Raw genomic sequence first — 24,743 nt, forward strand, 5'->3', positions numbered from 1 at the left:
TTCCTAAAGTTTATTTGTATTTTATCAAAGTTTAGCAACAAGCGATGAATCAAGACCTTGGGCCTTTTTGCTGCAATGGCTATCAATGTAATCAACACGACTGATCAAGTCCTGATTATCCCCCATAATGGCTTTTAAGCTTTCTATGATCTCAATAACCACTTGATTTCTAGCATCTTCTCCATTTTCTTGTACTGCAGTACGTTTTAACTGTGAAAGAAGAGTTTTTACCGATCTTACTTGGCTACTAAACAAACTACTTCCAACGAAAGCATGATTAGCATAGTCTTGAAGTATGGCCTGTGTAAGAGCTAAATTATCTTTTGTTGCGAGGGTTTGGCGAATCATTTCAAAAGAAAGATATCTGGTTATTTCTGGGTATCCTGCATTTTTTGCAACTTGTAACGCATTTTTAACGTAATATATATTAGGTACATTTTTGTCATCTAAATTACAAAGCATTTGGATAACATCAAGTCTTCCTTTTCCTGCTACAATTTGCAGCAAATTACCAGCTGTCTTTGAGTCAGGTTGCTGCAGAGAACAAAGTGCCTTAAAAACCTCCCATTTATTATCGGGGTCCGATACTGCCAATGTTAATACAGTATTCATTGCGGTATGGGAAGGTTTATCTCCTTGCTGTTGAATAAAATAATTTAAAACCTTTACCCACTCCCCATTGTAGGCGAAGTTAATTAATTTCTTATCAGCTCGTATCTGTGGAACTTTTGCTAATTGCCTTAATGCATTATCTAATAGATTTTTATCAGGTACAATAGCAGGCGGTTGTAAGCTCGCAATGGCTTTTACTGCCTCCCATGCTTTAGAAGATGATTGTATATCACCTTTATTTTCATAGCTCTCCGCATTTGATAATGCTGCGTCTAGGATTGCATTGATTATTTTTTGACTTGGTTGACGTGCTGGGGCAGTTAAGTTGCAAAGAGCTATCACAAATTTCCAATTATTGGTTTTAATTGCTTTTTCTGCTTCTCGTACTAAAGCCTCGTTTACCATTTTTTGACTTGGTTGACTTGCTGGAGCAACCAAGTTGCAAAGAGCTATAACAAGCTCACTGTAATTAGTTTCTACTGCCTGCTTAAAAGCATTGTTTACAATATGTTGATTTTGATAATGATCTTCCCATTTTAAGTTGCATAACATCACAACAATTTTCAATCGCTTATCAGCCCCTTCATTTAACACGTCAGATGCTGAACTGATTGCTACCTTTATAGCTTCGTTAATTGCTTCAGGTCGAATATCATTGCTGTCTGATGCTGATTTTATGAATTCTTTATTTATAGTTTGAATAAGCCCTCTGGAAGCCAAATCAATCAGTCTTAATTCTTTAATAGTAGGTTTAAATTTTGGCATAGTGTGGATATCCAATACAAATACAATTTGTATCAATTATAATACAAAATAAATTAAATTAATATAATTTATTTATTATTTGATCATTAATTTTCGTAGCGAGCTAATGAAATTTACTAGTAACGGACAGCGCAAGATCATACCTTTTTGAATAATAACTCGCCTTACACAGCAGCTTTCAGAAACTACGGTTCATTGAACATGATTTGATTAGCCTTCAGCAGTAATTTTTGTTTGATAGCAAAGTGATTCATAGAGGTTTTTACTGTCAACAATTCAGGTTTGCATTATGCAATCACAGATGCAAACAGATGATTGCATTGTGTTCATAGGAGCGCTGCCTATTTCTAGTTTAAAAAATGATAAGTTAAGCTGAGAACCACCCTTTGCCAGCTATTTATGCTTGTCGTTTGATATTAAAACAATTGTAAAAATTGTTTGTAGTGATTTCTGCTATCTCTTGGAATTCCATTCCTCTGAGTTGCGCGATAGTTTCTGCAACATGTTTCACTAAGGCGGGATGATTTTGTTTTCCTCTATGTGGAACAGGGGCCAAATAAGGTGAATCTGTCTCTATCAATATCCTCTCTAAAGGTATCTCTCTCGCTACTTCTTGTAAGGAAACAGCATTTTTAAAAGTGACTATCCCAGAAAATGATATATAAAAATTCAAATCAATTGCTCTTTGCGCAATATCCAAGTCTTCAGCAAAACAATGCATGACACCACCTATCTGACTAGCCTCTTCCTCAGCCATCATCAGCAAAGTATCTTCAGCTGCTTGCCGCGTATGAATAATTAATGGCTTGGAAGTTATAAGTGCGGCCTTGATATGTTCTCTGAAGCGATCTCGTTGCAAAGATTGAGCTTCTTCAGTGGGATTACGATAATAATCAAGTCCTGTTTCTCCTATGGCAATGCAGGCAGGGTTTTGAGCCAATTCACATAACATCTGTGCCGTAACAGGATAATTCATTTCACTATTCGGATGCACTCCAACAGAAATGCTAATATCAGGATAATCCTTAGCTAAACGCTCTAATTGAGGATAATCGCTCAACTCAACACAAACAGACAAGAAATGTTCCACCCCATTCTCGCGAGCCTGATTGATTACCTGAGCAAGATCATGATTAAAATGCGTCAAATCGATAAAATTTAAATGACAATGAGAGTCGACCAGCACCTTTATTCCCCACAATGAAAATACTGCTCATTATATAATAAATGATAATTCTAAATAGTATCTGTAACCTGACATGATTTTAGCACTCCTGCCAAATAAGTTTCTATCTTGTTACATAGATAACGACTGTTTTCACCGGTAAATTGAATACCAACTCCTGGGGGCTTATTACCTTGTGCACCTTTAGGAGTAATCCAGACTATTTTACCAGTGACCAAATATGGTTCATTTTCATTAAGCAATTTAACAGATAATTCAAGCGACTGCCCTAGAGAATAAACGTGTTGAGTTCTTATAAAAAGACCGCCACCTTTCACAAAAGGCATGTAAGCCATGTACAAAGATGCTTCATTTGGAAATGAGCAGTTTATAAGCTGTGGTTTTTCGGTCATGACTCCTCCGCTCAATCAAAAGACATCCTCCTTGAATAGTCCTGTTTTGACTAATCATCTTGCTTACTTCAGTTGCTTAATAAAAATTCGGTTCACACGCAATGGTTTAATTCCTTTAAACTCAATTAATAATCAACAACCAAAGAAAATAATAAATCTTCCAAGACCAAAGTATGATTCATATTCATATTCATATTATGGCTTAATTTTCTTAACAAAGTATTGATTTTATCTACTTGGGCAAAAATCATAACCGGATTGAGTAATGAGGATAGCTTATTCAATTGTTTTGTTAAGGTACCAGAATAAGCCACTCGAAACAAATGCATATACTGTAGTTGAGAATAGAGCAAATATAAAAACCACAAAAAAGCACCTAATTCATGTTGAGTCCATTGTGCAGCTAAAGTGCATGGATGCTCTCTTCGCTCAATAATTGCAATCAAGCCTTCTAAAATGGATTCTGAATGCTTGAAGACCATTGTGCTATTCGATTCGTGAGTATAGTACTCTCCTAAAGCCAATAAATTGTTGCAAGGCAACTCATCAAAAACAGTAAATTGCGTCATTTGGCATCGGCTCAATACGGTGGGTGGTATATTGCCAATTTGTTGCGCTAACAAAATAAAGATAGTATGTTGGGCTGGCTCTTCCAGAATTTTCAATAAGGCATTTGATGCCGCAATATTCATTGATTCAGCTGATTCGATAATTATAAGTTTATGATTAGTCCTCTGTGGTGTTAGAAACGCGGTGCTCTGCAATCCCCTAATTTGATCAATTTTAATAATACCACCGCTTCTTTCAGGCTTAATCCATTGCACATCCGGATGCTCAAAACGCTCTATCATTTGGCAATCCATGCAAGTCAAACAAGGTTCATTCTGTTTTATTTTACACAAGAGTAATTTGATCACTTGATTTGTAAATTCTATAAGACCACAATGCAAAGAACCGAAAAATAGCATGGCTTGAGGAATTCGTCTTACCGCCAAGGCCATTTGCATTTTCTGCCATTGTTCTTGATAAGTAATCATAGGTTATGCTCTATAAACTCCTCGATTACTGATTGAATGGAAGATTGAACCTCTTCCAAAGACCTGTTAGCATCAATCATCATAATTTCCGGGTTTTGTTTAACAAGAACATGATATGTATCATGTATTCTATGAAAAAACTCAATTGACTCCTGCTCAATCCTGTCAAATTTTCCCCTTGATTTAGCTCTTATCATGCCAAGCTCGGGATTAATGTCTAAATATAAAGTAAGATCAGGTTTGAATCCTTTTAAACAGAAATTCGATAGCTCATTAATAAGCCGCATATCCATTTTGCGGCCCCCACCCTGATAAGCTAAAGTGGAAAGCTCAAATCGATCAGCTATGACCCACTGCCCCATATTTAAAGCAGGTTTGATCACTTGCTCAATCAGTTGTATTCTTGCGGCATACAGGAGAAGTAATTCGCTTCTGTCATCCAGAACATTATTGTACTCTGGATTTTTAATAATACTTCTTAAAATTTCACCTATTCTTGTTCCTCCGGGTTCTCTCGTAGTTATAGTACTGATTTTTTTTTGGGATAACAGTTCAACAACTAAATTGACAGCTGTAGATTTTCCTGCCCCCTCCAAACCTTCAATAACTATCAATTTCCCGGTTAACGATGACATTAATAATCCTTGCGTCTGTATTGGTTAATTGCTTGTCTTTGTTGCTCATAAGTTTCGGAGAATTGATGAGTGCCATCTCCTTTGGCAACAAAGTATAAATAATTGGACAATTGCGGATGTGCAGCAGCATCTATGGCCTCTTTACCAATCATAGCTATTGGGGTGGGAGGTAATCCTCTGTTCAAATAAGAATTATATGGTGATTGAATTAGCAAATCATTATGTGTTAATTTTCCTGTATACTGATTTCCCAGCCCATAGATAACCGTAGGATCCATTTGTAATGGCATTTTTTTCTTTAATCTATTTACCATTACACCAGAAATCAATTTTTTCTCTTGCGCAATTGCAGTTTCTTTTTCAATAATTGACGCAGCAATCAATAGCTCATAGGCAGTTTTATAAGGCAAATTTGGTGCTCTGCTTGTCCAACTGGTATTAAGATAATTTAATAAATTACGATGGGCTTGCTCTAATAATGTCCTACTACTACTCCCAGCTTGATATTGATAAGTGTCTGCTAGAAGTAACCCCTCTGCACTTGGGTAATTTTCTTTTACTATTGCCCAATCTTCTGGATTGTATTTCAAATAATTAGCTTGTCTTAGGTCATAATCTACTTTCTGCTGTGTAGATCCTTCGATGATCGTAAAATTTTGCGTAATTACATCACCAGCAACTACTCGGTGTAGTAATTTCATTGCAGTTTCGCCAGGAGTAATTTGATACACGCCTGCCTTTAACTGATGCGATAATCCTTCAAAACGAATAATCAATAGAAAAAATTTGGCAGAATGTATTAATTTTTTATCTTGCAAAATATAAGCAAATTGATAAGCGGACGTCGCCTTATCCAAGGCAATAATCATTGGAGAAGCAGTTTTCGGAATTATTGGTGTATATAATAAACGATATATATTCCAAAATAAAAACAATAAAGACATAAAAAACAACGATAAAACAAGAATAACCAGTTTTTTATGTCTAGAGAATTGCATTTAGATTCGCTTGAACAATAAGCTACCGTTTGTCCCACCAAAACCAAGTGAATTACTTAGAACATAATTAATTGTTCTACTTTGTGGTGCATGTGCTACATAATTCAAATCACAACCTTCATCAGGATTATCCAAATTTATTGTAGGTGGAGCCACCTGATCTCTTATGGCTAAAATACTTATAATTGCCTCTACTGCACCTGCAGCTCCGAGCAAATGTCCTGTCATGGATTTGGTTGAGCTAACCGCCAGATCATAAGCATGATTCTGGAAAACACGCTTAATGGCTTTTGTTTCATTTAAATCGTTTAAATAAGTCGACGTGCCGTGAGCATTAATATAATCAACTTGTCTGGGATCGATACCAGCATCCTGGATGGCTGCCTCCATAGCTCGCGAAGCTCCATCGGCATCTTCATCGGGTGCAGTAATATGATAAGCATCTCCTGACATACCAAAACCAACCAATTCAGCATAAATTTTGGCTCCACGAGCTTTAGCGTGTTCATATTCTTCCAAAACCAAAATACCAGCACCCTCACCCATAACAAAACCGTCTCTGTCTTTATCCCAAGGCCTTGAGGCTTTCTCAGGCTCATCATTCCGCTTGGACAAAGACCTTACTGCTGAAAACCCAGCAAGGCAAAGTGGCGTTGTGGTCATTTCTGCTCCACCACAAACCATGACATCGGCATCGCCATAAGCAATTATACGCCCTGCTAACCCGATATTATGTGTTCCGGTAGTACATGCAGTCACAACCGAAATATTAGGCCCTTTTAAATTATGTTTAATAGAAATCTGTCCAGCAACCATATTGATAATACCTGCCGGAATAAAAAATGGCGAAACCTTACGTGGTCCACCGGCAACCAGTTTATCCTGGTTATTTGTGATTGTTTGAATACCACCAATACCTGCCCCCACTGCGACACCAATTCGACGAGATAAGATTTCATCAATTTTTAAACCCGAGTCAAGCATCGCTTCATCGGCAGCAGCCATACCGTATTGTGTAAAGACGTCCATTTTGCGGGCGTCTTTAATTGGCATGTGATTCTCAACATTAAAATTCTTGACCTTAGCCCAAATCTTAGTTGGGTATTCAGTAGTGTCAAAATCTTCTACCAAACCTACCCCACTAACCCCAGCTAAAATACTTCGCCAAGTTTCTTCTACATTAAGTCCGACAGGAGTAAGCATACCCATGCCGGTAATAACCACACGCCGACTATTCAATGAGAGCTCCTTAAAAAAATTAAGCTTCTTCTTTATTTAAGTTAGATTCAATATAATCAATTGCTTCTTGAATTGTAGTAATTTTCTCAGCTTTTTCATCAGGAATTTCTGTTTCAAATTCTTCTTCAAGAGCCATAACCAATTCTACTGTATCCAGGGAATCAGCACCCAAATCATCAACAAAGGATGCATCATTCTTTAATTCTTCTTCTTTAACACCCAGTTGTTCAACAACAATTTTGCGAACACGCTCTTCAACTGTACTCATAACGTAATTTTCCTCTTTCGGTTGATAGAAATTATTAAATACTGACGGCTAGTTTATTCAATTATACAGATAACGCAAGTGCATTTAACTCATATACATACCGCCATTGACATGAATTGTTTCACCTGTGATATATTTTGCGCTGTCTGATGCTAGAAAAGCTACAGCATCAGCAACATCTTCTGGCTGGCCCAGCTTACGCATGGGAATTCTTTTTAACATTTCCTCTTTCACCATATCAGGCAATGCAGTAGTCATATCTGTGTCGATAAACCCGGGGGCTACCACGTTTACAGTTATTCCTCTACTACCAATTTCCTGTGCCAAAGACTTGGAAAAACCAATAAGTCCAGCCTTGGCTGCAGTATAGTTTACCTGTCCAGAATTGCCACTGGCACCTACCACAGAGCCTATAGAAATTATTCTTCCCCAACGTGCTCTGAACATAGGTTTTAAGCAAGCTTTAGTCATTCTGTAAATAGAATTCAAATTTGTTTCTATTACTTTGTACCATTCCTCATCATCCATACGCAATAAGAGGTTATCTGCGGTAATGCCTGCATTATTAACAAGAATAGAAGGACACTGATGATTATCAGACAAGGTAGACATCAAATTTTCTACTTGCTCAGTGCTGGTTACATCCAAAACAATTCCTTTACCAGCCAATTTTTCTTTCTCAAAAAAAGAATTAATAGATGCAGCACCCTGTTCAGTGGTTGCTGTTCCAAAAACAAAGGCACCATTTCTTGCCAACTTCTCGGCAACAGCACGACCTATGCCACGGCTGGCACCAGTAACTAATGCAATTTTACCTTCTAAATTGATCATTTAGTTTCCTCTCAAACTGGGATATGTAAACGCTCTATGACTTGATCAAGACTAATGGTGTCATAAACGCTAATCGTAGTTAAATTTCTTTCAATTCTTTTTATCAAACCATTGAGAACCTTTCCTGGCCCACATTCCACAACGAGTTCAATTCCACGCTGTTGAATTAACTGAACCGTTTCAACCCAACGTACAGGGCTGTATAACTGCTCTTTAAGTTTATCTCTTATATGTTGAGTGGAATAATAAATACTTAAATCAACATTGCTTATTACATCGACTGAAGGAACTTGGAATTCTATTTGAGCTAAATTTTCAGCAAACAGTTCTGAAGCATCTTTTAATAAAGGGCAATGACAAGGTACACTGACAGGAATTATCATCGCTAATCTGGCACCTGCATCTTCAGCCAATTGGATTAGTTTATCAACGGCTGTTCGATGTCCGGCAACAACAATTTGACCCAGAGCATTATAATTCGCTGGGGTAACAAGATGATTGGCTGTGCTGGCCTGCTCACACAACGAACGAACTTGCTCATCAGATAAGCCTACTATCGCAGCCATAGCCCCCTCTCCCAGAGGGATAGCATTTTGCATCACCTGCCCTCTGCGAGCAACTAATTGTGCAGCATCCTTTAAAGATAAAGAATTAGCGCAAACCAAAGCAGCGTATTCTCCCAAACTATGACCAGCCATTACTTGAGGCTGGGGTACACCTAATTGCACTAATAAACGATAAATTGCAACATCAGCAGTTAACATGGCTGCCTGCGTGTATTCAGTCTGGTTTAGTTTTGTTTCAGGACCATTTTGAACCAAATCCCACAAATCATAACGCAAGGCATCTGAAGCCTCTACAAAAGCATCAGTGACAACAGTATACTGTGGCATAAAGTCAGACAACATGCCTATAGACTGTGATCCCTGTCCAGGGAATACAAATGCTGTTTTTACCATAATAGAATTAATCCTTATTAATTAATTTAGTAACGAATAACCATAGCGCCCCAGGTCATTCCACCACCAAAGGATTCAATTAATAATATTTCATCCCTTTTAATTTGATTATTTTTAATTGAATAATCAAGTGCTAAAGGAATAGAAGCAGCCGATGTGTTACCTTGGTTACCAATTGTAACAATTACATGTGACATAGGAAGAGATAATTTTTTAGCTATGGCTTGTATGATGCGTATATTAGCTTGATGAGGTATCAGCCAATCAATATCAGATTTTTTTAAATGACTTGCTTCTAACACTTCATCAACAATATTACCCATAATATTAACAGCAATTTTAAATACCTCATTACCCCGCATTCCAATCGTTGCACGATCTTGTTCGAAAGTTGAATTACGAAGGACTAGTAATTTATCAGAGTCATAGGCAGAATGTAAAACACTACCCATAATCCCTTGGCGATCACTTGCGCTTAAAACAACAGCGCCTGCGCCATCTCCGAATAAGACACAAATAGAACGATCAGTCCAATCTACCGCTCTTGACATGCTCTCACTGCCTACGACAAGAACATGTTTGGCAGCCCCTGCAGCAATGTATTGTTTCGCTACATCCATCGCATAAACAAAACCGCTGCATGCAGCTCCAATGTCAAAAGCCGGAATAGGTCTTTTGATTCCTAAAGCGTGTTGTACGTGACAGGCAACGCTAGGAAAAAAATAATCCGGGGTACATGTTGCTACTAATATCAAATCAATTTCTTCAGCATCAAGGCTTGATGCTTCTAGTGCTTGCTCTGCTGCTCTGGAAGCCATATAAGATGTTGTTTCATGTTCTTGAGCAATACTACGACTAGTAATACCAGTCCTGGTAACTATCCATTCATCGCTAGTATCAAGCATGGTTTCCAGTTCAGCATTAGTCATTTGTTTCTCTGGAGAGTAACTTCCAGTGCCATTAATAACAGCATTTTTCATAACAACAATCCTTGATTTATAAAATCATTTATTTGATCACGCACTAAATCGACAACATTATTTTTTACTTCAAGAACAGCCTGTTCAATAGCATGTTGAAAACCAATTTCATTGGCTCCACCATGACTTTTGACAACGATACCATTCAACCCGAGTAGACTAGCACCATTGTATCTCGATGGATCCAAACGATTTTTTAAATGTTTTAAGGCTGGTAAAGCAATCAAACCAGCAATTTTTGTTAACCAATTTCTGCTAAATGATTCTTTAAGGACAGTTAATAAAAGCTTTGCCAAACCTTCACTTGCTTTTAATGCCACATTTCCAACAAATCCATCACAGACCACTAAATCAACATCACCACTGTAAAAGTGATCGCCCTCAACGTATCCCACATAATTCATAACAGAACACTCAGCCAGCATATGTGCAGTACGCTTAACCTGATCGTTACCCTTGATTTCTTCAACGCCAATATTAAGTAAACCAATTTTAGGTTTGGGTTTATTTTCTATTGCCTGTATCAATGCAGACCCCATCACAGCAAACTGAAACAAATGCTCGGCGCAAGAATCAACATTGGCTCCCAAATCAATGACTCTTGTTTTTCCACCCATGGTAGGTAACTCGGATACTATTGCTGGGCGATCAATTCCCGGTAAAGTCTTTAAGACATATCGTGCGGTAGCCATTAAGGCACCTGTATTGCCCGCACTGACGCAAGCCTGCGCTCTGCCTTCCTTAACTAGGTTGATTGCTATTCGCATTGAGGAATCTTTTTTATTTCGTAATGCATGAGATGGCAATTCATCCATTGTAACCACTTCTGATGCGTGGATGATAGTAAATTGCTGACAGGACAACATGCCATGTTTTTTCAAAGAAGCACTGATCTTGTCCTGGACTCCTACAAGCAATAGTTTCAAATCAGGGTTGTTTTTAATAGCACGAATACAGGCAGGAATCACAATTTCCAAGCCGTGATCCCCACCCATCGCGTCAATTGCAATGGTGATATTCTTCAAGAAAGTTACTCTTGTTCGTAAGTGGTTTCAGCGTCAATAATTTTTTTGCCTCTGTAATATCCATCTGGTGTCATGTGATGACGAAGATGGGTTTCACCAGTTGTTGGATCAACTGATAGAGTAGGCTTGGTTAGTGCATCATGAGAACGCCTCATATCACGACGTGAGCGTGATTTTTTATTTTGTTGTACGGCCATTGTATTACTCCTAAACAAATTGCATTCATAAAGCGGGAATATTACCGATATTTTAACTTCAATCCAAGTATTAATTATCAAAATATCAAGAAGTTTGTTTTTTCCCAGTTAAAATTTCATTGATTTCATTAGCACATTCATTAATATTAGGATGAACTTGTGGTGCATATAAATGCAGCTCATCAATTATTAATTCATTTAAGTCAACCTGCCAGTTTGAAGAAACCAAGCATTCATATTGACTCAAAAGTTGCTCGGCTCTCTCATCACTTCGACAAACAGCAACAACAGTGGAGTTATTATAACATACAGTGAAGTTTTCCATACATCGCTGACATATACTGTTTAAATTACCTTGCACTCTAAGATGAATAAGATAAAAATCATCTTTTGCCTCTATATGATAAGACGCATGCAAATGGCATCCGGGACTAACAAACGAAGGTAGACGCTCGTTTAAAATCACTTCCTTTTCTTGCTGGCCATGTTTTGCCAACTCTTGTAAATGCATCATAGATAATTATCCGAAATATAGAATGAGTTTGCTCTTTGAGTCTTGACAAGTATATATAAGCGCTTATAGACGGTTTATGACTTACTAACATAATCAAGTTAAAATGATAACGAATCCCTAAAAACGTGGTATTATCCAATTATATGTAAAAAATATCAACTTATTGGGTAATAAATACAGGGCTAAATTACAATTTCCTAGAGTGTAGTTAATTTGTTAAAATCGCAGATTCCAATATGATTATGATTCAAAAAAGAGCGATACAAACCATTTATGAAAGCTAAAGTTATTGTTGGTATGTCAGGAGGAGTCGACTCTTCTGTAGCAGCCTGGCTATTGAAAGAACAAGGATACCAGGTGGAAGGGCTATTCATGAAAAACTGGGAGCAGGACGATCACAATGATTATTGCCCTGCAGTAAAAGATTTGGCAGATGCCCAAGCCGTCTGTAATCAATTGCGCATACCACTACATACTGTAAATTTTTCAGAAGAATACTGGGATAGAGTCTTTGCTTATTTTCTGAGTGAATATGAAAAGGGAAGAACACCCAACCCCGACGTGTTATGTAATAAAGAAATCAAATTTAATGCCTTTTTGAATCATGCTTTAAACCTTGGCGCAGATTATATAGCTACTGGCCACTATGCCAAAAATACAATAGAAGAATCTATCGGCTACTTATTTAAGGCAAAAGATAGAGAAAAGGATCAAACGTATTTCCTCCACGCTGTTGAACCAGAGGCATTGTCCAAAACCATTTTTCCAATAGGTGATTTTACCAAACCACAAATTAGAGAATTCGCTAAACAACTGGGCCTTGTCACTCATGCCAAAAAAGATTCTACAGGTATTTGCTTTATAGGTGAAAAAAGATTCAAAACTTTTCTTAATGAATTCATACTTGCCAAACCGGGAGAAATAAAAAGTACTGGAGGAAAAACACTTGGTCAACATGATGGTTTAATGTTTTACACATTAGGACAACGCCAGGGTTTGGGAATTGGAGGATTACAAAACTCGACAGATGAGCCATGGTATGTCGTGGATAAAGACATAGCCAGTAACACCCTTTACGTAGCACAGGGCAGTCAACACCCAATGCTCTATTCTCAAGGTTTGATATGTGGTCCCATTCATTGGCTGGCAGACTATGAGAATCATTTGCCACTAACCTGCTTTGCCAAAACAAGATATAGGCAAACCGATCAAGCCTGCATGATTTCTCCTCCGGATAATAATCTGCACTATGTGATGTTTTCAAGTCCTCAACGTGCGATTACTCCGGGACAATTCATCGTCTTTTATGAAAAAAATCAATGCTTGGGTGGAGCTACTATAGAGCAGATTATTCGCTAAACAGGGAAGCAAGTTTTGTACTGGTACTGTTTGTTTTCTCTGGTACCCATACCAATTTATGGATTGAGACTACGAAACAACTCACATTATTGATATAATGAATAATAATAGTAGTAATTATTTTGGAGCTAAGTATGGCCAGTGTTGACGTATCCCAAAACACTTCAGATATCCATTTTTCTGTCAGCGCAGCTGATAAAGTAGCAGAATTAATTAAAGAAGAAGATAATTCCAATTTGAATTTACGCGTCTCAATTACAGGTGGTGGTTGTTCTGGATTTCAATATGGATTTAGCTTTGATGAACAAATCAATGATGACGACACGATTATCATACAACAATGTTCTGATGGAAAATCTTCTGTCAAATTGCTAATTGATTCAATGAGTTACCAATATCTACATGATGCGGAAATTGATTACATTAAAGGAATTCAAGGAGAGCAATTTGTCATACGCAATCCTAATGCAAAAACGACTTGTGGCTGTGGCTCTTCGTTTAGTATTGGTGATGAAGATGATTTATAAAAAAATCACTGCCTAAAACTTGGGCAGTGATCTTAGTTTTTTACGGATGAACTGCTTATTATTCTTAGGCACCTCGGGTAGGTGCGGGTGGTGGAAAATTAAGATCCGTTAATTTACTCTCAAGAGTTCTTGCCCAGTCACGTAATGACTTGCATGTTTCCACTTTACTAATTTCAAAAAACTTGCTATCTAAACCAGCTTCTTTTAATTTGGCTCGCAAATTGTCATCTATTCCTGCTAGCAAACAACGTTTAGCACTACTGGCACAGTTATTAAAAAGAAATGAGTAATTTTGGCTGCGTTCTTCTTGCATAGCTTTCAGTATTTTGACTTCATCAACATAATAAGTAAAACCACTTTCCGCAGTTGGCAATGTGACACTGTAATCAGGATGCCTACCTTTAGTAAAATCACGGCTTTTGATAAATTGTTCTTTGCGAGAGGTGAATTCTTTGTGGCGATAGGCCTCTTCTTGCAATTCTTTTAAATCATTTTCATCCCTGCCATTGATTTTAATATCCAATTGCCTTAGATTTTCTTCACGGTAGTTAATTGCAAGCTCAACCTGTTGAAGATTTTTTTCAATTTTTTGCATACCTTCATAATAAGTGAGTTCAGATTTTGACATCAATTCGCTTATCTCATGTTGAGAACTTATTGTAGTTTCGAGCTCTTTTTTTAATTTAATTAATTTTTCAGTAAGCTCAATCGATTGTGCTCTGGTTTTAGGATCAGGATTTTCCAATTTGTCCAAGTAGGCTAAAGTTCTCTCTGTAGCTTTAATTTGTCCGTTTGTTTTATTCAAATGAAGTTCCAGCTTGGCTAATTGCCCCTTTAAATCTTTTAATTGGGTTTGGTGGGAACTGGTTAATTGCTTCTGTTGCTTACTCAGCTCCTCTTTTTCTAAATGCAATTTCTTAAGATCATCCGTAAAAAGTAATCTTTGCTCCATGTTGACTTCCAAATCTGAAACTTCAACCAACAAGTCAAGATTTTTCATTTTTCTTTTTGTCCCTATGAATCTCTTCTAAAGCAGATTTGCGATGTGTTATATCCATTGCCGTTACTGAATCTTCAGCAATCATATCGTCTTCATGAGTTTTAAACTTGGGTTTAACTCCTTTACCTTTTATAGTTTCTGATTTACTTGGTCTCCCTTCTGGCCAAAAGCTATGAGACACCACATCACTCTTTACCATAGTTGGTTTCAAATGAGACGATTCTATGTTTGTTATGGAAGGTCCAGTCGCTTGAGTTGGGACGGCACGCAATGTTTTTTTAGCCCCCAGCTCAGGCCCGTGTTTTTCAATAAAATCAAAACTATTTTTTCTGCGCTCATCAATTTCTATAGTAAAATTCACATGCCCTACATTTTCCCCTTTGTCCTCTGAAGCTAAAAGCGGGCCAAAAAATTTGTGCTTAATTCGTTTCTTAAACAAAACAGCAGTTGATAACCAAATATTTACTTCAATCATAACGATACTTCTTCTAAAATTAATGAGTATAAATGAATTGGTGAACAATAGTCACCCAATAATTCCAATTATACTACATAATTCCCAATTATGGCGCATTAATTAATGCTATTAATAGGATTTAATAATTACTTTCGTTCCAACTTTAATAAAATTTTGACTTAACCATCTTGCATCATGAGGCTTCACTCTGACACAACCATGACTTGCGTTATAATTTGGCACATCCGGAGAACCATGAATTGCATACAATTTACTAAAAAACATACAATATGGCATAGGTGCTCCACCTTTGCCCAGCGGATAACGACTGGATCGGCATGCTGGGCCACCTTTGCTAATCACTCTAAAAACGCCAGACGGTGTTTTACATGATCTGCGAACATCAGAACAGTAGTGTTTTCCACCTGATCCGCGTCCTGTACGTATCACCTTTCCATTAGCACTGATAGCTTTCCAGGTTAATGTATTGGGATTAAAAATAAAGGTATTCCCTGCTGCGTACCCATTACAGAATAAAAATACCCCTAAAGTGAAGAGCAAAATTTGAGACAAAAAATTTAAGCGAAAATTGGACTTTTCCATGATTTAACCTATTTTTTTTCCGTCACTTTATTATTTTAGTTTAATTTTTGAGCAATTCAAATATTTCATCACCTTTATGCCACTGCTAATCAGTTATTAAATTACTTACCCAACAACACGTGGGGCCATGATTGCCTAAGATGCACAACAAGCACATAGGTGTGTTGGCAAGAAGAAGTAAAGAGGAATCAATCATTTAGTTTCAAGTAACTATAAATTACTAAATAAAGGAAAAATTGTATTTTTTGTCCTACTATATTTATGAGACTCTAAAAATAAGGACAATAAATCATGTCAAGGAAATTACTTATTGCTACCACGCTCGTGCTAGGCACTTCATTATTTCCCTTAATATCCAATGCTGAGGATACAACAAATCCTAATGAGATGACTAAGGATGCTTGGTTAAACTCTATGACTCCCTTATTACCAGATCTTATCTGCAAAGGATTCATTCAAGATCCGGATCTCAAAAAACGATTTGATGAAATTAAAATGACTTATGAACAATGCGTGACTTTAATTCCTGAAAGCACCAAAAAATGCCAAGATGAACTGTATGCCAGCATGCCAGATAAAATCAATAGTGAAACAGCTGGCACATGGGGCAGATCATTAGGAGAATGTATCGGAAAAGATTTTGCTGAAAAACATCTAATCCCCAAATAGATAATAAAAAAATTGCTTGAATGAGATATTCATTAGGCTTCGCCTCTGCCTATAACCAATCACTTGGGTTGCTTGTTTTGAGGATAGCGACCAGGAATAGGATGTCTGAAGAATTTTTGTTATTGCATAAGGTTTAGTATTGGCAGACGCGAAACCGAATAATAAGTGTAACAGAATAATTATTTATAATTTATATAATCATGAGAGCTATACCTCTTCCCAATGATTGATACCGGATTTTTTAGATATAAATTCAACGAAACTTTGATGTTGAATTAATTCCTCTTCATTAGCCTTCATTATTACTGGTTTTTTTAAACTTAATGACTTTATCTCTTGGGTTTTTATTTTTGATTGACGCAAACTGGATTCAACCTCAGTAAATAAACTGCTTTGGCCACCTGTCATTGCCAAATACACATAAGCTAATATTTCGGCATCAAGCAAAGCACCGTGCAGCTCACGATTAAAATGATCTATTTCATAACGTTTACACAAAGCATCCAAACTATTACGTTGTCCTGGATGTTTTTCTCTGGCTAAAATCAAAGTATCAAGAATCGGGCAATAATCTTCTAATGTCTTATTCCATTTCACATGTTTTAATTCAGAATTCAGAAATCCAACATCAAATGGAGCATTGTGAATAATTAATTCTGAACCTTCAACAAATTGTATAAATTCAGTCACAATATCCTGGAATAAAGGTTTATCTTGCAAAAATTCAGTGCTTATCCCGTGAACTCTAAATGCCCCTTCATCCACTTCACGCTGTGGATTAAGGTATATGTGAAAGTGCTTGCCGGTTAATTTTCTATCAATAAGCTCAATACAACCTATTTCAATTACTCTATGTCCCTGTTCAGGTCCAATACCAGTCGTTTCGGTATCTAATATAACTTGTCTCATAACTCTATGATAATTCCTCAATACCCAAGTTTGCCAAAGCATCAACCAAATCATTTTCCAAATGGCCTGAGTGCCCTTTAACCCAATGCCAATGAATATTATGAATAGAAGCCAGATTATCTAATGATTTCCATAATTCCGCATTTTTAACCAACTCTTTCTTGGAGTTACGCCAACCATTTCTTTTCCATGTTTTGATCCATTCCTTCATTCCTTGCTGCAAATATTGGGAGTCGGTATACAAATCCACCTCACAAGGACGTTTTAATGCTTCCAGGCCCTTAATTGCTGCCATTAATTCCATGCGATTATTGGTAGTTTGCGCCTCTCCTCCATGAAGAGTTTTTTCTCTACCATTATATCGGAGCAATACGCCCCAGCCGCCAGGCCCTGGATTTCCCTTACATGCACCATCAGTATAGATTTCTACCTTCATAAAAATAAATCAGGACAAAGTTGAGCTTTAGGATTCATAGCATAGCAAGAAAAATCAGTGACACCGCTATTTTTTAATACGTCTTCATCAATAAAAAAATTTCCAGTGGTTGATTTTGATGGTTGATTGATAATCCAATAAGCAGCATCAGCCATAATGAGTGGCTTTCTGCTTGCCATATACAGCTCACTGGGAAAATGAACTCTTATGGCATCAGTAGCTATAGTAGTTTTCGGCCATAAAGAATTAACAGCAATTCCCGCCTCTTTAAATTCCTCAGCGAGGCCTAATGTGCACATGCTCATACCGTATTTACTGATGGTATAAGCCAGATGTGGTGCAAACCAGGTTTTATCCATATTTAAAGGTGGGGACAAAGTCAGAATATGCGGATTCTCGCTTTTTAAAAGATATGGAATGGCTGCTTGAGAACATGCAAACGTTGCCCTGACATTAACACTTTGCATGAGATCATAACGCCTCATTGGAGTATCTAATGTATCAGTCAAATTGATTGCGCTCGCGTTATTGACTAATACATCCAATCTTCCAAAAGTTTCTATGGTTTTAGTGATCGCATTTTGGATCTGTTGCTCATCTCTGACATCAACCATTAAAGGCAGGGCCTGTCCGCCTATCTCTTCAATTTCTTTTGCAACTGAATAAATAGTTCCTTCCAATTTAGGATGAGGTTCTGCTGTTTTCGCTGCAATAACGATATTAGCTTTATCTTTTGCTGCAAACTTTAAAGCGATTTCTCTACCAATTCCTCTGCTGCCACCCGTAATAAAAATGACTTTATTCATGATTTCTCCTTCTACTTGATGCCACCAACCCAAGCCAAAAACATACGCATAAAAGCACCATAAGGTGGGTATAACCAGCTCACTGTAGATATAAATCGCTGCACTAATACCGGTTTTAATTTTGAAAAGGTATCAAACCCTTCTTTTCCATGATAATGCCCCATACCACTATGGCCAACACCCCCAAATGGCAAATCATCAATTGCAATATGCATTAAGGTTTCATTAATTGTCAAAGCACCAGATAATGTTGTTGTTTGTATGATCTTTATTTCATTCTTATCTTCCCCAAAATAATATAGCGCAAGCGGATTGGGAAAAGAATTGATTAAATCTATGGCATCAATTATCGAATTATAAGTCAACACAGGAAGAACAGGGCCAAAAATTTCTTCCTTCATAACAAGCATATCATTTGTTATATCAAATAATAAAAACACAGGTAGCTTCGAGCTATTCGAAATTAAATGACCAAACTCAACAACACGGGCCCCTTTGCTTCGCGCATCTTCGACCAGATCAAGTAATCGCTTTTTATGGCTCTCTGATATGATACTGGAATACTGCTCATTACTCATTAAATCTGGATAAAAGGTATTAATAAACTTCTTAAACTCTGTTTCAACTCTCTCCTCCCATCCTTTAGGAATCAATACATAATCAGGTGCAATACAAGTTTGACCGGCATTCAATAATTTCCCCATAAACAGGCGCTTAAAATAAGCTGGATTCATGGTGGGAGATAATATTACCGGAGATTTACCACCTAGCTCCAGTGTCACTGGGGTCAGGTTATTGCTGGCAGCCTTCATCACCAGTTTTCCTACGTTAGTTGAACCAGTGAACATAAGATGGCCAAAAGGCAGAGAAGCAAAGCGTTTTGATAGCTCAATATCGCCGTTAATGACGCTGATAGAATGGTTTATTCCACTTGCATGTACCAATTTTTGTAAAGTATCGCCAATATGTGGAGATAACTCGGACATTTTTATCATTACCCTGTTTCCCGATGCCAATGCATAAATAGCAGGGACTAAAGCCAGATAGACAGGATAATTCCAGGGAACCAAGATGCCTACAACTCCAAGGGGTTGGGGAATAACATAGGCTTGTGCGGGAATAAACAACCAAGACACATTCCTACGTCTCTTTCTCATCCATTTCTTCATATTTTTTAAACAAAAATTAATGGCTTGTATCGTTGGAAACACTTCCAAAAATAAGGTTTCCTCAATAGGGCGATGAGTAAAGTCTTTATTTATTGCTTCTGCTAAAGTGTAAGCTTCTGTCTGCAAGATTTTTTTTATTGCAATCAGCAATTTTTTTCTTTCAGACAAAGAAGGATAAGGATTGTTTTTGTGTTGTTGATGCAAAGTTAGAAATTCTGCCATCAATTCCATTGTATTTTTCCTGCTATTCGTTCGTGAGTGTGAGTAATGAGAATTCTTTATCTAAAATCTTCTTTTTAATTTTTTCTATATCAGGTGCAAAATAGCGATCTTTATCATACTCTTTAACAACGCTTCTTACGCTTTGATAAATTTTATCCAATTGCGGTGATGTCTCTAGAGGTTTATGAAACTCCAGCCCTTGACAAGCTGCCAATAACTCAATAGCAAGAATTGTTGAAGTATTATCGATCATTTCGTGCAGTCGACGTGCTGCGCTAGTTGCCATAGAAACATGATCTTCCTGATTTGCCGAGGTAGGCAAACTATCAACGGAGTGCGGATGAGCAAGCGCTTTGTTATCACTGGCACATGAGGCAGCAGTAACATGGGCAATCATAAAACCTGAATTTAAGCCGCTTTCTCTAACCAGGAAAGCAGGCAATCCACTAAAATTCTTATCAATTAATAAAGCGATTCGCCGTTCTGCACTACCTCCTATCTCGGATAATGCCAATGCTAAATTGTCAGCAGCCATTGCGATGATTTCACCATGAAAATTTCCCCCAGACAAAATATCCCCCTGCTCTGCAAAAACGAGAGGATTATCGGAAATTGCATTGGCCTCTACTTGGAGAGTTTGTCCAACAAACTGCATCTGATGAAGAACTGCACCCATGATTTGTGGCTGACATCTTAAAGAATAAGGGTCCTGAACACGATTACAATCCCTGTGTGACTCTCGAATTTGACTACCAGCCAATAAATTTCTGTACATGCTGGCAGCAGAAATTTGAGCTTGATGCCCTCGAATTTGATGTATTCTGTCATCAAAGGGCACATCACTCCCACTGGCAGCATCTACTGACAAACTGCCGGAAATAATCGCTGTTTCGAACAATGTCTCACTAATAAACAGAGCTGACAAAGCTAAAGCGGTAGATACCTGTAAGCCATTAAGCAGTGCTAATCCTTCTTTAGCTTCCAATTCAAGCGGTTTCAATCCCGCCAGTTTTAGTCCTTCCTCAGCACTGATCACCTGACCTTGATGCCTTACTTCGCCTTCTCCTAACAAAGGTAAAGACAAATGCGCAAGCGGGACTAAATCTCCGGACGCACCTACCGAACCCTTAGAGGGAATACATGGATATACTTTATGATTAAACAAAGCAATCAATGCATTGATTAATTCCAGCCTAACTCCGGAATACCCTTGAGACAAATTATTAATTTTCAAAAGCAAAATCAAGGCAACCACGCTATCCGGCAATAATTTACCCGTTCCACAAGCATGAGAAAGTACAATATTACGCTGCAACTCTTTCAAACAATCTGAAGAAATGGTCTGGTTTGCCAGAGAACCAAAACCCGTATTGATTCCATATACTGTTTTCTTTTCATCAATTACTTTTTTAACCGTTTGGTGAGAAGCTCTAATTAATTCAAAGGCGTTCTCAGCAAGAACGCAAGATAGTTCCTCATCTAAAATTTGTTTAATAGAAACTAGCGATAACTGACCAGGCTGCAATATAAAATGTTCTGACATAAACCTGCTCCTTTTAAGATTCCATGGGTAACCAAAGCGAATTCTCTTTGGCACATTGCTTGGCAATTTGATAACCTGCATCAGCATGCCTCATTACCCCTGTCGCAGGATCATTGTGTAGCACGCGAGCCAATCGTTTAGCCGCTTTTTCTGTTCCATCAGCAACAATCACAACGCCAGCATGTTGAGAAAAGCCCATACCAACCCCTCCCCCATGATGAATGCTTACCCAAGTAGCCCCGCTGGCACAATTTAACAGCGCATTAAGCAAAGGCCAATCAGAAACAGCATCACTGCCATCCAGCATACCCTCTGTTTCGCGGTTGGGGCTGGCCACAGAACCAGAATCCAAATGGTCACGGCCAATCACAATAGGCGCTTTAACTTGTTTATTTTTAACCATTTCATTGAAAGCCAGGGCAAGGCGCGCTCTATCCTTTAACCCTACCCAACATATCCTTGCAGGTAATCCTTGAAATGAAATTTTTTCCCTGGCCATATCTAACCAATGATGTAAGTGAGGATCATCAGGAATTAGCTGCTTTACTCGCTCATCTGTTGCATAAATATCTTCTGGATCACCTGACAATGCAACCCATCGAAATGGTCCGATTCCTTCGCAAAATAATGGCCTGATATAAGCCGGTACAAATCCCTCAAAGGAAAAAGCGTTTTTTTCTCCCGCTTCAAATGCCATTTGTCTAATGTTATTGCCATAATCAAATACAGGAATGCCTCTGTTATGAAACTCAATCATTGCATGCACTTGAACAGCCATCGATTTCTTGGCTGCATCAACAACCTCTTCTGGTGATTTTTTCCTCATTTCAACAGCTTGTTCCAATGTCCATCCTAATGGCAAATAGCCATTGAGCGGATCATGTGCGCTGGTTTGATCGGTAACCAGGGAAGGGTGAACTCCCAACTTAACCAGCTGAGGAAATATTTCGGCAGCATTTCCCAAAACAGCTACTGAAACTGGCTTTTTACAGCGACAAGATTCATTAATCCAGTCTAATGCTTCACTTAAATTATCAGTGTACCGATCCAGATACTTCGTCTGTAAACGTTTCTCAATCCTTTGCCTGTCACATTCTACAGCCAGAACGCTGGCACCAGCCATAGTTCCAGCTAAAGGTTGAGCTCCACCCATTCCCCCTAAACCCGCTGTTAAAATCCAACGCCCGGACAAATCACCCTGATAATGTTTTTTAGCTGCCGCAACAAATGTCTCATAAGTTCCTTGCACAATGCCTTGAGAACCTATATAAATCCAGCTGCCGGCGGTCATCTGACCATACATCATCAGGCCTTTCTTATCTAGTTCGTTAAAATGCTCCCAAGTAGCCCAGCGCGGTACCAAATTAGAATTAGCAATTAGTATTCTGGGAGCCTCTTCATGGGTAGTAAATACACCGACAGGTTTTCCGGACTGAATGAGTAAAGTCTGATCATTATTCAATAATTTTAATACATGAACAATTTCATCAAAACATTCCCAGTTTCTGGCTGCCTTGCCTAATCCACCATAAACAATCAAAGAATCGGGATCCTCTGCAACATTGGGATCCAAATTATTGCAAATCATCCTTAATGCCGCCTCAGTTAACCAATTTTTAGCTTGAATTTCGGTACCTCTAGGGGCAGAAATAACACGTTTATTCTTGTCCTTGTTCATCAAGAATACTCCTTATTGCTATGAAAACTTCAGTTATTATTTCCCATCAAATAGCGATTAAAAAATTTTTTAGCATCATACACCAGTCAACTACCTCCGGGAATGAGATATTCTAATGAGTTGAGAAAAACCAGATAAAATGACCAATCAATACTCATACTGTTTTTTATATGTTATAATTTTTATTTAATAAATTAATTTAATCGTAGTTACTTAAATAATATGGAAAAACACCCAAAATCTCTCCGCATCTACTTTACAACCGAAATGTGGGAACGTTATGGTTTTTACGCAGTTCAATCCTTATTAGCACTTTATTTGGCCTTGCACTTTAAATGGCCGGACAAAGAAATCTATTCTTTAGTAGGATCGTTCACAGCACTCACCTACCTTTCACCATTAGTAGGAGGCTGGATTGCTGATAAATTAATAGGCCAAAAAAGCGCTATATTGCTGGGTGCTATTGTTCTGTTTTTAAGTTATTGCATGTTGTCATTGATTGATAATTCTCTGGCATTAACCTCTTCACTTGCAGGAGTAACTGTAGGAACAGGTTTATTAAAACCTAACATTTCTTCATTACTAGGTAATGAATATCCAGTTGGCTCAACAAAAAGAGAAAGTGGTTTTACTATTTTTTATATGGGCATCACGACAGGAATAATCCTCGGAACAACTTTGCCAAGCAAGTTTAGTGAGTATTTTGGCTGGTCTGCTTCCTTCACCAGTGCATCAATCGGGCTAATCATCGCATTTGTAGTGTTTTTATTTGGAATACATCAGTACAAAATTAAGGATTATAATCCTTTTGTTTTCCAACCAGGTAAAATCATTTCAGCTTTTGTGTTATTGGTTTTTCTCTGGTCATTGTCATTTTATATTTTAAGTTCACCTCAGCTGGCGAATATCATGTTTGGACTTGTAGTTCTTTTTTCAGCCAGTTACATTTTATATTCAGTAAATCGTGAAAGTGCAAATCAATCCAGGCAAACATTAGTTATCGGGTTATTGTGCATCATCTCTGTTATTTTCTGGGCATTTTATTTTCAGATGTTCATGTCTTTAACATTATTTATTGCGCGAGTAGTCGAGCCAAGCTTTTTAGGTATCGATTTTCCCCCTCCATACTACATCACAGTGCAAAGTATTGGCATGTTAATAATTGGTTATTTTCTTGCAAAAAAACACCATAGTCTTACAATGATTGAAAGAGGCTTAAGTACCGGGAAAAAATTTGTACTTGCTATGGTATTCATGACACTCGCCTACTCAATTATTGCCTTTGTAAGTACTGTAGTTGATAAATCCATTTTGATTTCACCCCTTCTTATCATCCCTGCCTACCTGATGATTTCTTTGGCTGAATTACTGCTTTCACCAGTAGGGTTGTCAGCAATAACTGTACTTGCTGACAAAAACAAGGTAAGCACCATGATGGGTATCTTTTTCGTTTCATTAGGAATAGGAGGATTCCTTTCAGGAAAATTAGCCGATCTGACTGCCATTCCTACTGGAGAGACAAATATAATCGTTTTAAAAACGCTCTACGCTACAGCATTCACCCAACAACTCAGTATATTATTCATTGCTACGTTAGGCTGCCTGGTATTGTTTGCTGTAATTAAATTTTTATTGACTCATATTCAGATATGCGAAAAACAATAATTAGATTTTTACGTTTTAGTTTTCCAGACTTGAAAACTAAAACCCTTTTTATACAAATCAAT

Annotated in this window: 27 protein-coding genes; 4 read left to right on the forward strand and 23 right to left on the reverse strand. The window is 37.7% G+C overall.

What is annotated here, in order from left to right:
- Window positions 1–24 precede the first annotated feature (24 nt).
- From OQI99_RS05560 to OQI99_RS05625, 14 genes are all read right to left on the reverse strand, one after another.
- Entirely contained in the window at window positions 25–1,206 is a 1,182-nt protein-coding gene (locus OQI99_RS05560) for a hypothetical protein (RefSeq protein ID WP_265731469.1), read from the reverse strand.
- 568 nt (window positions 1,207–1,774) lie between these two features.
- The gene (locus OQI99_RS05565) at window positions 1,775–2,563 is read right to left on the reverse strand and encodes a TatD family hydrolase (protein ID WP_061514081.1); all 789 of its coding nucleotides are present in this window, start codon (window positions 2,561–2,563) and stop codon (window positions 1,775–1,777) included.
- A 50-nt stretch (window positions 2,564–2,613) separates the two neighbouring features.
- On the reverse strand, window positions 2,614–2,955 hold the full coding sequence (locus OQI99_RS05570) for a PilZ domain-containing protein (RefSeq protein WP_061514082.1): 342 nt from the start codon (window positions 2,953–2,955) through the stop codon (window positions 2,614–2,616).
- Window positions 2,956–3,080: 125 nt separating this feature from the next.
- Entirely contained in the window at window positions 3,081–3,992 is a 912-nt protein-coding gene (locus tag OQI99_RS05575; RefSeq protein WP_061514083.1) for a DNA polymerase III subunit delta', read from the reverse strand.
- Window positions 3,989–4,627 carry a dTMP kinase gene (tmk, locus tag OQI99_RS05580; protein WP_061514084.1) on the reverse strand — a complete coding sequence of 213 codons (639 nt, stop codon included), beginning with the start codon at window positions 4,625–4,627 and terminating at the stop codon, window positions 3,989–3,991. The genes OQI99_RS05575 and tmk overlap by 4 nt, the downstream gene beginning before the upstream one ends.
- Window positions 4,627–5,625, reverse strand: coding sequence for an endolytic transglycosylase MltG (gene mltG, locus OQI99_RS05585; RefSeq protein WP_061514085.1), 999 nt, complete (start codon window positions 5,623–5,625; stop codon window positions 4,627–4,629). Before mltG ends, tmk begins: the two co-directional genes overlap by 1 nt.
- On the reverse strand, window positions 5,626–6,864 hold the full coding sequence (fabF, locus tag OQI99_RS05590) for a beta-ketoacyl-ACP synthase II (protein WP_061481435.1): 1,239 nt from the start codon (window positions 6,862–6,864) through the stop codon (window positions 5,626–5,628).
- Window positions 6,865–6,883: 19 nt separating this feature from the next.
- Window positions 6,884–7,132 carry an acyl carrier protein gene (acpP, locus tag OQI99_RS05595; protein WP_003631752.1) on the reverse strand — a complete coding sequence of 83 codons (249 nt, stop codon included), beginning with the start codon at window positions 7,130–7,132 and terminating at the stop codon, window positions 6,884–6,886.
- A gap of 84 nt (window positions 7,133–7,216) precedes the next feature.
- On the reverse strand, window positions 7,217–7,963 hold the full coding sequence (gene fabG / locus OQI99_RS05600; RefSeq protein ID WP_061481437.1) for a 3-oxoacyl-ACP reductase FabG: 747 nt from the start codon (window positions 7,961–7,963) through the stop codon (window positions 7,217–7,219).
- 11 nt (window positions 7,964–7,974) lie between these two features.
- The gene (gene fabD, locus OQI99_RS05605) at window positions 7,975–8,922 is read right to left on the reverse strand and encodes an ACP S-malonyltransferase (RefSeq protein WP_061481439.1); all 948 of its coding nucleotides are present in this window, start codon (window positions 8,920–8,922) and stop codon (window positions 7,975–7,977) included.
- A 26-nt stretch (window positions 8,923–8,948) separates the two neighbouring features.
- A complete protein-coding gene (locus OQI99_RS05610) occupies window positions 8,949–9,902 on the reverse strand; it encodes a beta-ketoacyl-ACP synthase III (RefSeq protein ID WP_061481441.1) in 954 nt (317 codons plus the stop codon).
- Window positions 9,899–10,927: a phosphate acyltransferase PlsX gene (gene plsX / locus OQI99_RS05615; RefSeq protein WP_061481443.1), complete on the reverse strand. Its 1,029-nt coding sequence runs from the start codon at window positions 10,925–10,927 to the stop codon at window positions 9,899–9,901. Before plsX ends, OQI99_RS05610 begins: the two co-directional genes overlap by 4 nt.
- 5 nt (window positions 10,928–10,932) lie before the next feature.
- On the reverse strand, window positions 10,933–11,124 hold the full coding sequence (gene rpmF / locus OQI99_RS05620; RefSeq protein ID WP_061481446.1) for a 50S ribosomal protein L32: 192 nt from the start codon (window positions 11,122–11,124) through the stop codon (window positions 10,933–10,935).
- A gap of 85 nt (window positions 11,125–11,209) precedes the next feature.
- On the reverse strand, window positions 11,210–11,638 hold the full coding sequence (locus OQI99_RS05625; protein ID WP_061481448.1) for a YceD family protein: 429 nt from the start codon (window positions 11,636–11,638) through the stop codon (window positions 11,210–11,212).
- A 273-nt stretch (window positions 11,639–11,911) separates the two neighbouring features.
- Between OQI99_RS05625 and mnmA the strand changes: the two genes are divergently transcribed.
- Both mnmA and erpA read left to right on the forward strand, forming a co-directional pair.
- Window positions 11,912–12,997 carry a tRNA 2-thiouridine(34) synthase MnmA gene (gene mnmA, locus OQI99_RS05630; protein WP_061481450.1) on the forward strand — a complete coding sequence of 362 codons (1,086 nt, stop codon included), beginning with the start codon at window positions 11,912–11,914 and terminating at the stop codon, window positions 12,995–12,997.
- 134 nt (window positions 12,998–13,131) lie between these two features.
- Window positions 13,132–13,524 (forward strand): iron-sulfur cluster insertion protein ErpA, encoded by a 393-nt coding sequence (gene erpA / locus OQI99_RS05635; protein ID WP_011946410.1) that lies wholly within the window; start codon window positions 13,132–13,134, stop codon window positions 13,522–13,524.
- Window positions 13,525–13,588: 64 nt separating this feature from the next.
- Here erpA and OQI99_RS05640 read toward each other — a convergent pair whose 3' ends face one another.
- From OQI99_RS05640 to OQI99_RS05650, 3 genes are all read right to left on the reverse strand, one after another.
- A complete protein-coding gene (locus OQI99_RS05640; RefSeq protein ID WP_265731470.1) occupies window positions 13,589–14,524 on the reverse strand; it encodes a hypothetical protein in 936 nt (311 codons plus the stop codon).
- A complete protein-coding gene (locus OQI99_RS05645; protein WP_265731471.1) occupies window positions 14,511–14,999 on the reverse strand; it encodes a hypothetical protein in 489 nt (162 codons plus the stop codon). The genes OQI99_RS05640 and OQI99_RS05645 overlap by 14 nt, the downstream gene beginning before the upstream one ends.
- Window positions 15,000–15,110: 111 nt before the next feature.
- Window positions 15,111–15,584: a L,D-transpeptidase gene (locus OQI99_RS05650; protein ID WP_014841534.1), complete on the reverse strand. Its 474-nt coding sequence runs from the start codon at window positions 15,582–15,584 to the stop codon at window positions 15,111–15,113.
- Window positions 15,585–15,875: 291 nt separating this feature from the next.
- Between OQI99_RS05650 and OQI99_RS05655 the strand changes: the two genes are divergently transcribed.
- Entirely contained in the window at window positions 15,876–16,253 is a 378-nt protein-coding gene (locus tag OQI99_RS05655) for a hypothetical protein (RefSeq protein WP_061475967.1), read from the forward strand.
- Window positions 16,254–16,460: 207 nt separating this feature from the next.
- Here OQI99_RS05655 and dnaQ read toward each other — a convergent pair whose 3' ends face one another.
- The 6 genes from dnaQ to hutU are packed head-to-tail and all read right to left on the reverse strand — an operon-like array spanning window position 16,461 to window position 23,016.
- Window positions 16,461–17,162, reverse strand: coding sequence for a DNA polymerase III subunit epsilon (dnaQ, locus tag OQI99_RS05660; protein ID WP_061475970.1), 702 nt, complete (start codon window positions 17,160–17,162; stop codon window positions 16,461–16,463).
- 4 nt (window positions 17,163–17,166) lie between these two features.
- Window positions 17,167–17,598: a ribonuclease HI gene (gene rnhA, locus OQI99_RS05665; protein ID WP_010947113.1), complete on the reverse strand. Its 432-nt coding sequence runs from the start codon at window positions 17,596–17,598 to the stop codon at window positions 17,167–17,169.
- Complete coding sequence (locus tag OQI99_RS05670) at window positions 17,595–18,404, reverse strand: SDR family oxidoreductase (RefSeq protein WP_061475973.1); 810 nt, start codon at window positions 18,402–18,404, stop codon at window positions 17,595–17,597. The genes rnhA and OQI99_RS05670 overlap by 4 nt, the downstream gene beginning before the upstream one ends.
- A gap of 11 nt (window positions 18,405–18,415) precedes the next feature.
- A complete protein-coding gene (locus tag OQI99_RS05675; protein ID WP_061475976.1) occupies window positions 18,416–19,804 on the reverse strand; it encodes a coniferyl aldehyde dehydrogenase in 1,389 nt (462 codons plus the stop codon).
- Between the two features lie 13 nt (window positions 19,805–19,817).
- Entirely contained in the window at window positions 19,818–21,338 is a 1,521-nt protein-coding gene (gene hutH / locus OQI99_RS05680) for a histidine ammonia-lyase (protein ID WP_061475979.1), read from the reverse strand.
- Window positions 21,339–21,351: 13 nt separating this feature from the next.
- A complete protein-coding gene (gene hutU, locus OQI99_RS05685) occupies window positions 21,352–23,016 on the reverse strand; it encodes a urocanate hydratase (RefSeq protein WP_061481455.1) in 1,665 nt (554 codons plus the stop codon).
- A gap of 222 nt (window positions 23,017–23,238) precedes the next feature.
- Here hutU and OQI99_RS05690 point away from each other — a divergent pair, with 222 nt between their 5' ends.
- Complete coding sequence (locus OQI99_RS05690) at window positions 23,239–24,681, forward strand: peptide MFS transporter (protein ID WP_061481457.1); 1,443 nt, start codon at window positions 23,239–23,241, stop codon at window positions 24,679–24,681.
- The last annotated feature ends 62 nt before the right edge of the window (window positions 24,682–24,743 follow it).

It is taken from the genome of Legionella sp. PATHC039 (assembly GCF_026191275.1).
Lineage (GTDB): Bacteria > Pseudomonadota > Gammaproteobacteria > Legionellales > Legionellaceae > Legionella > Legionella pneumophila.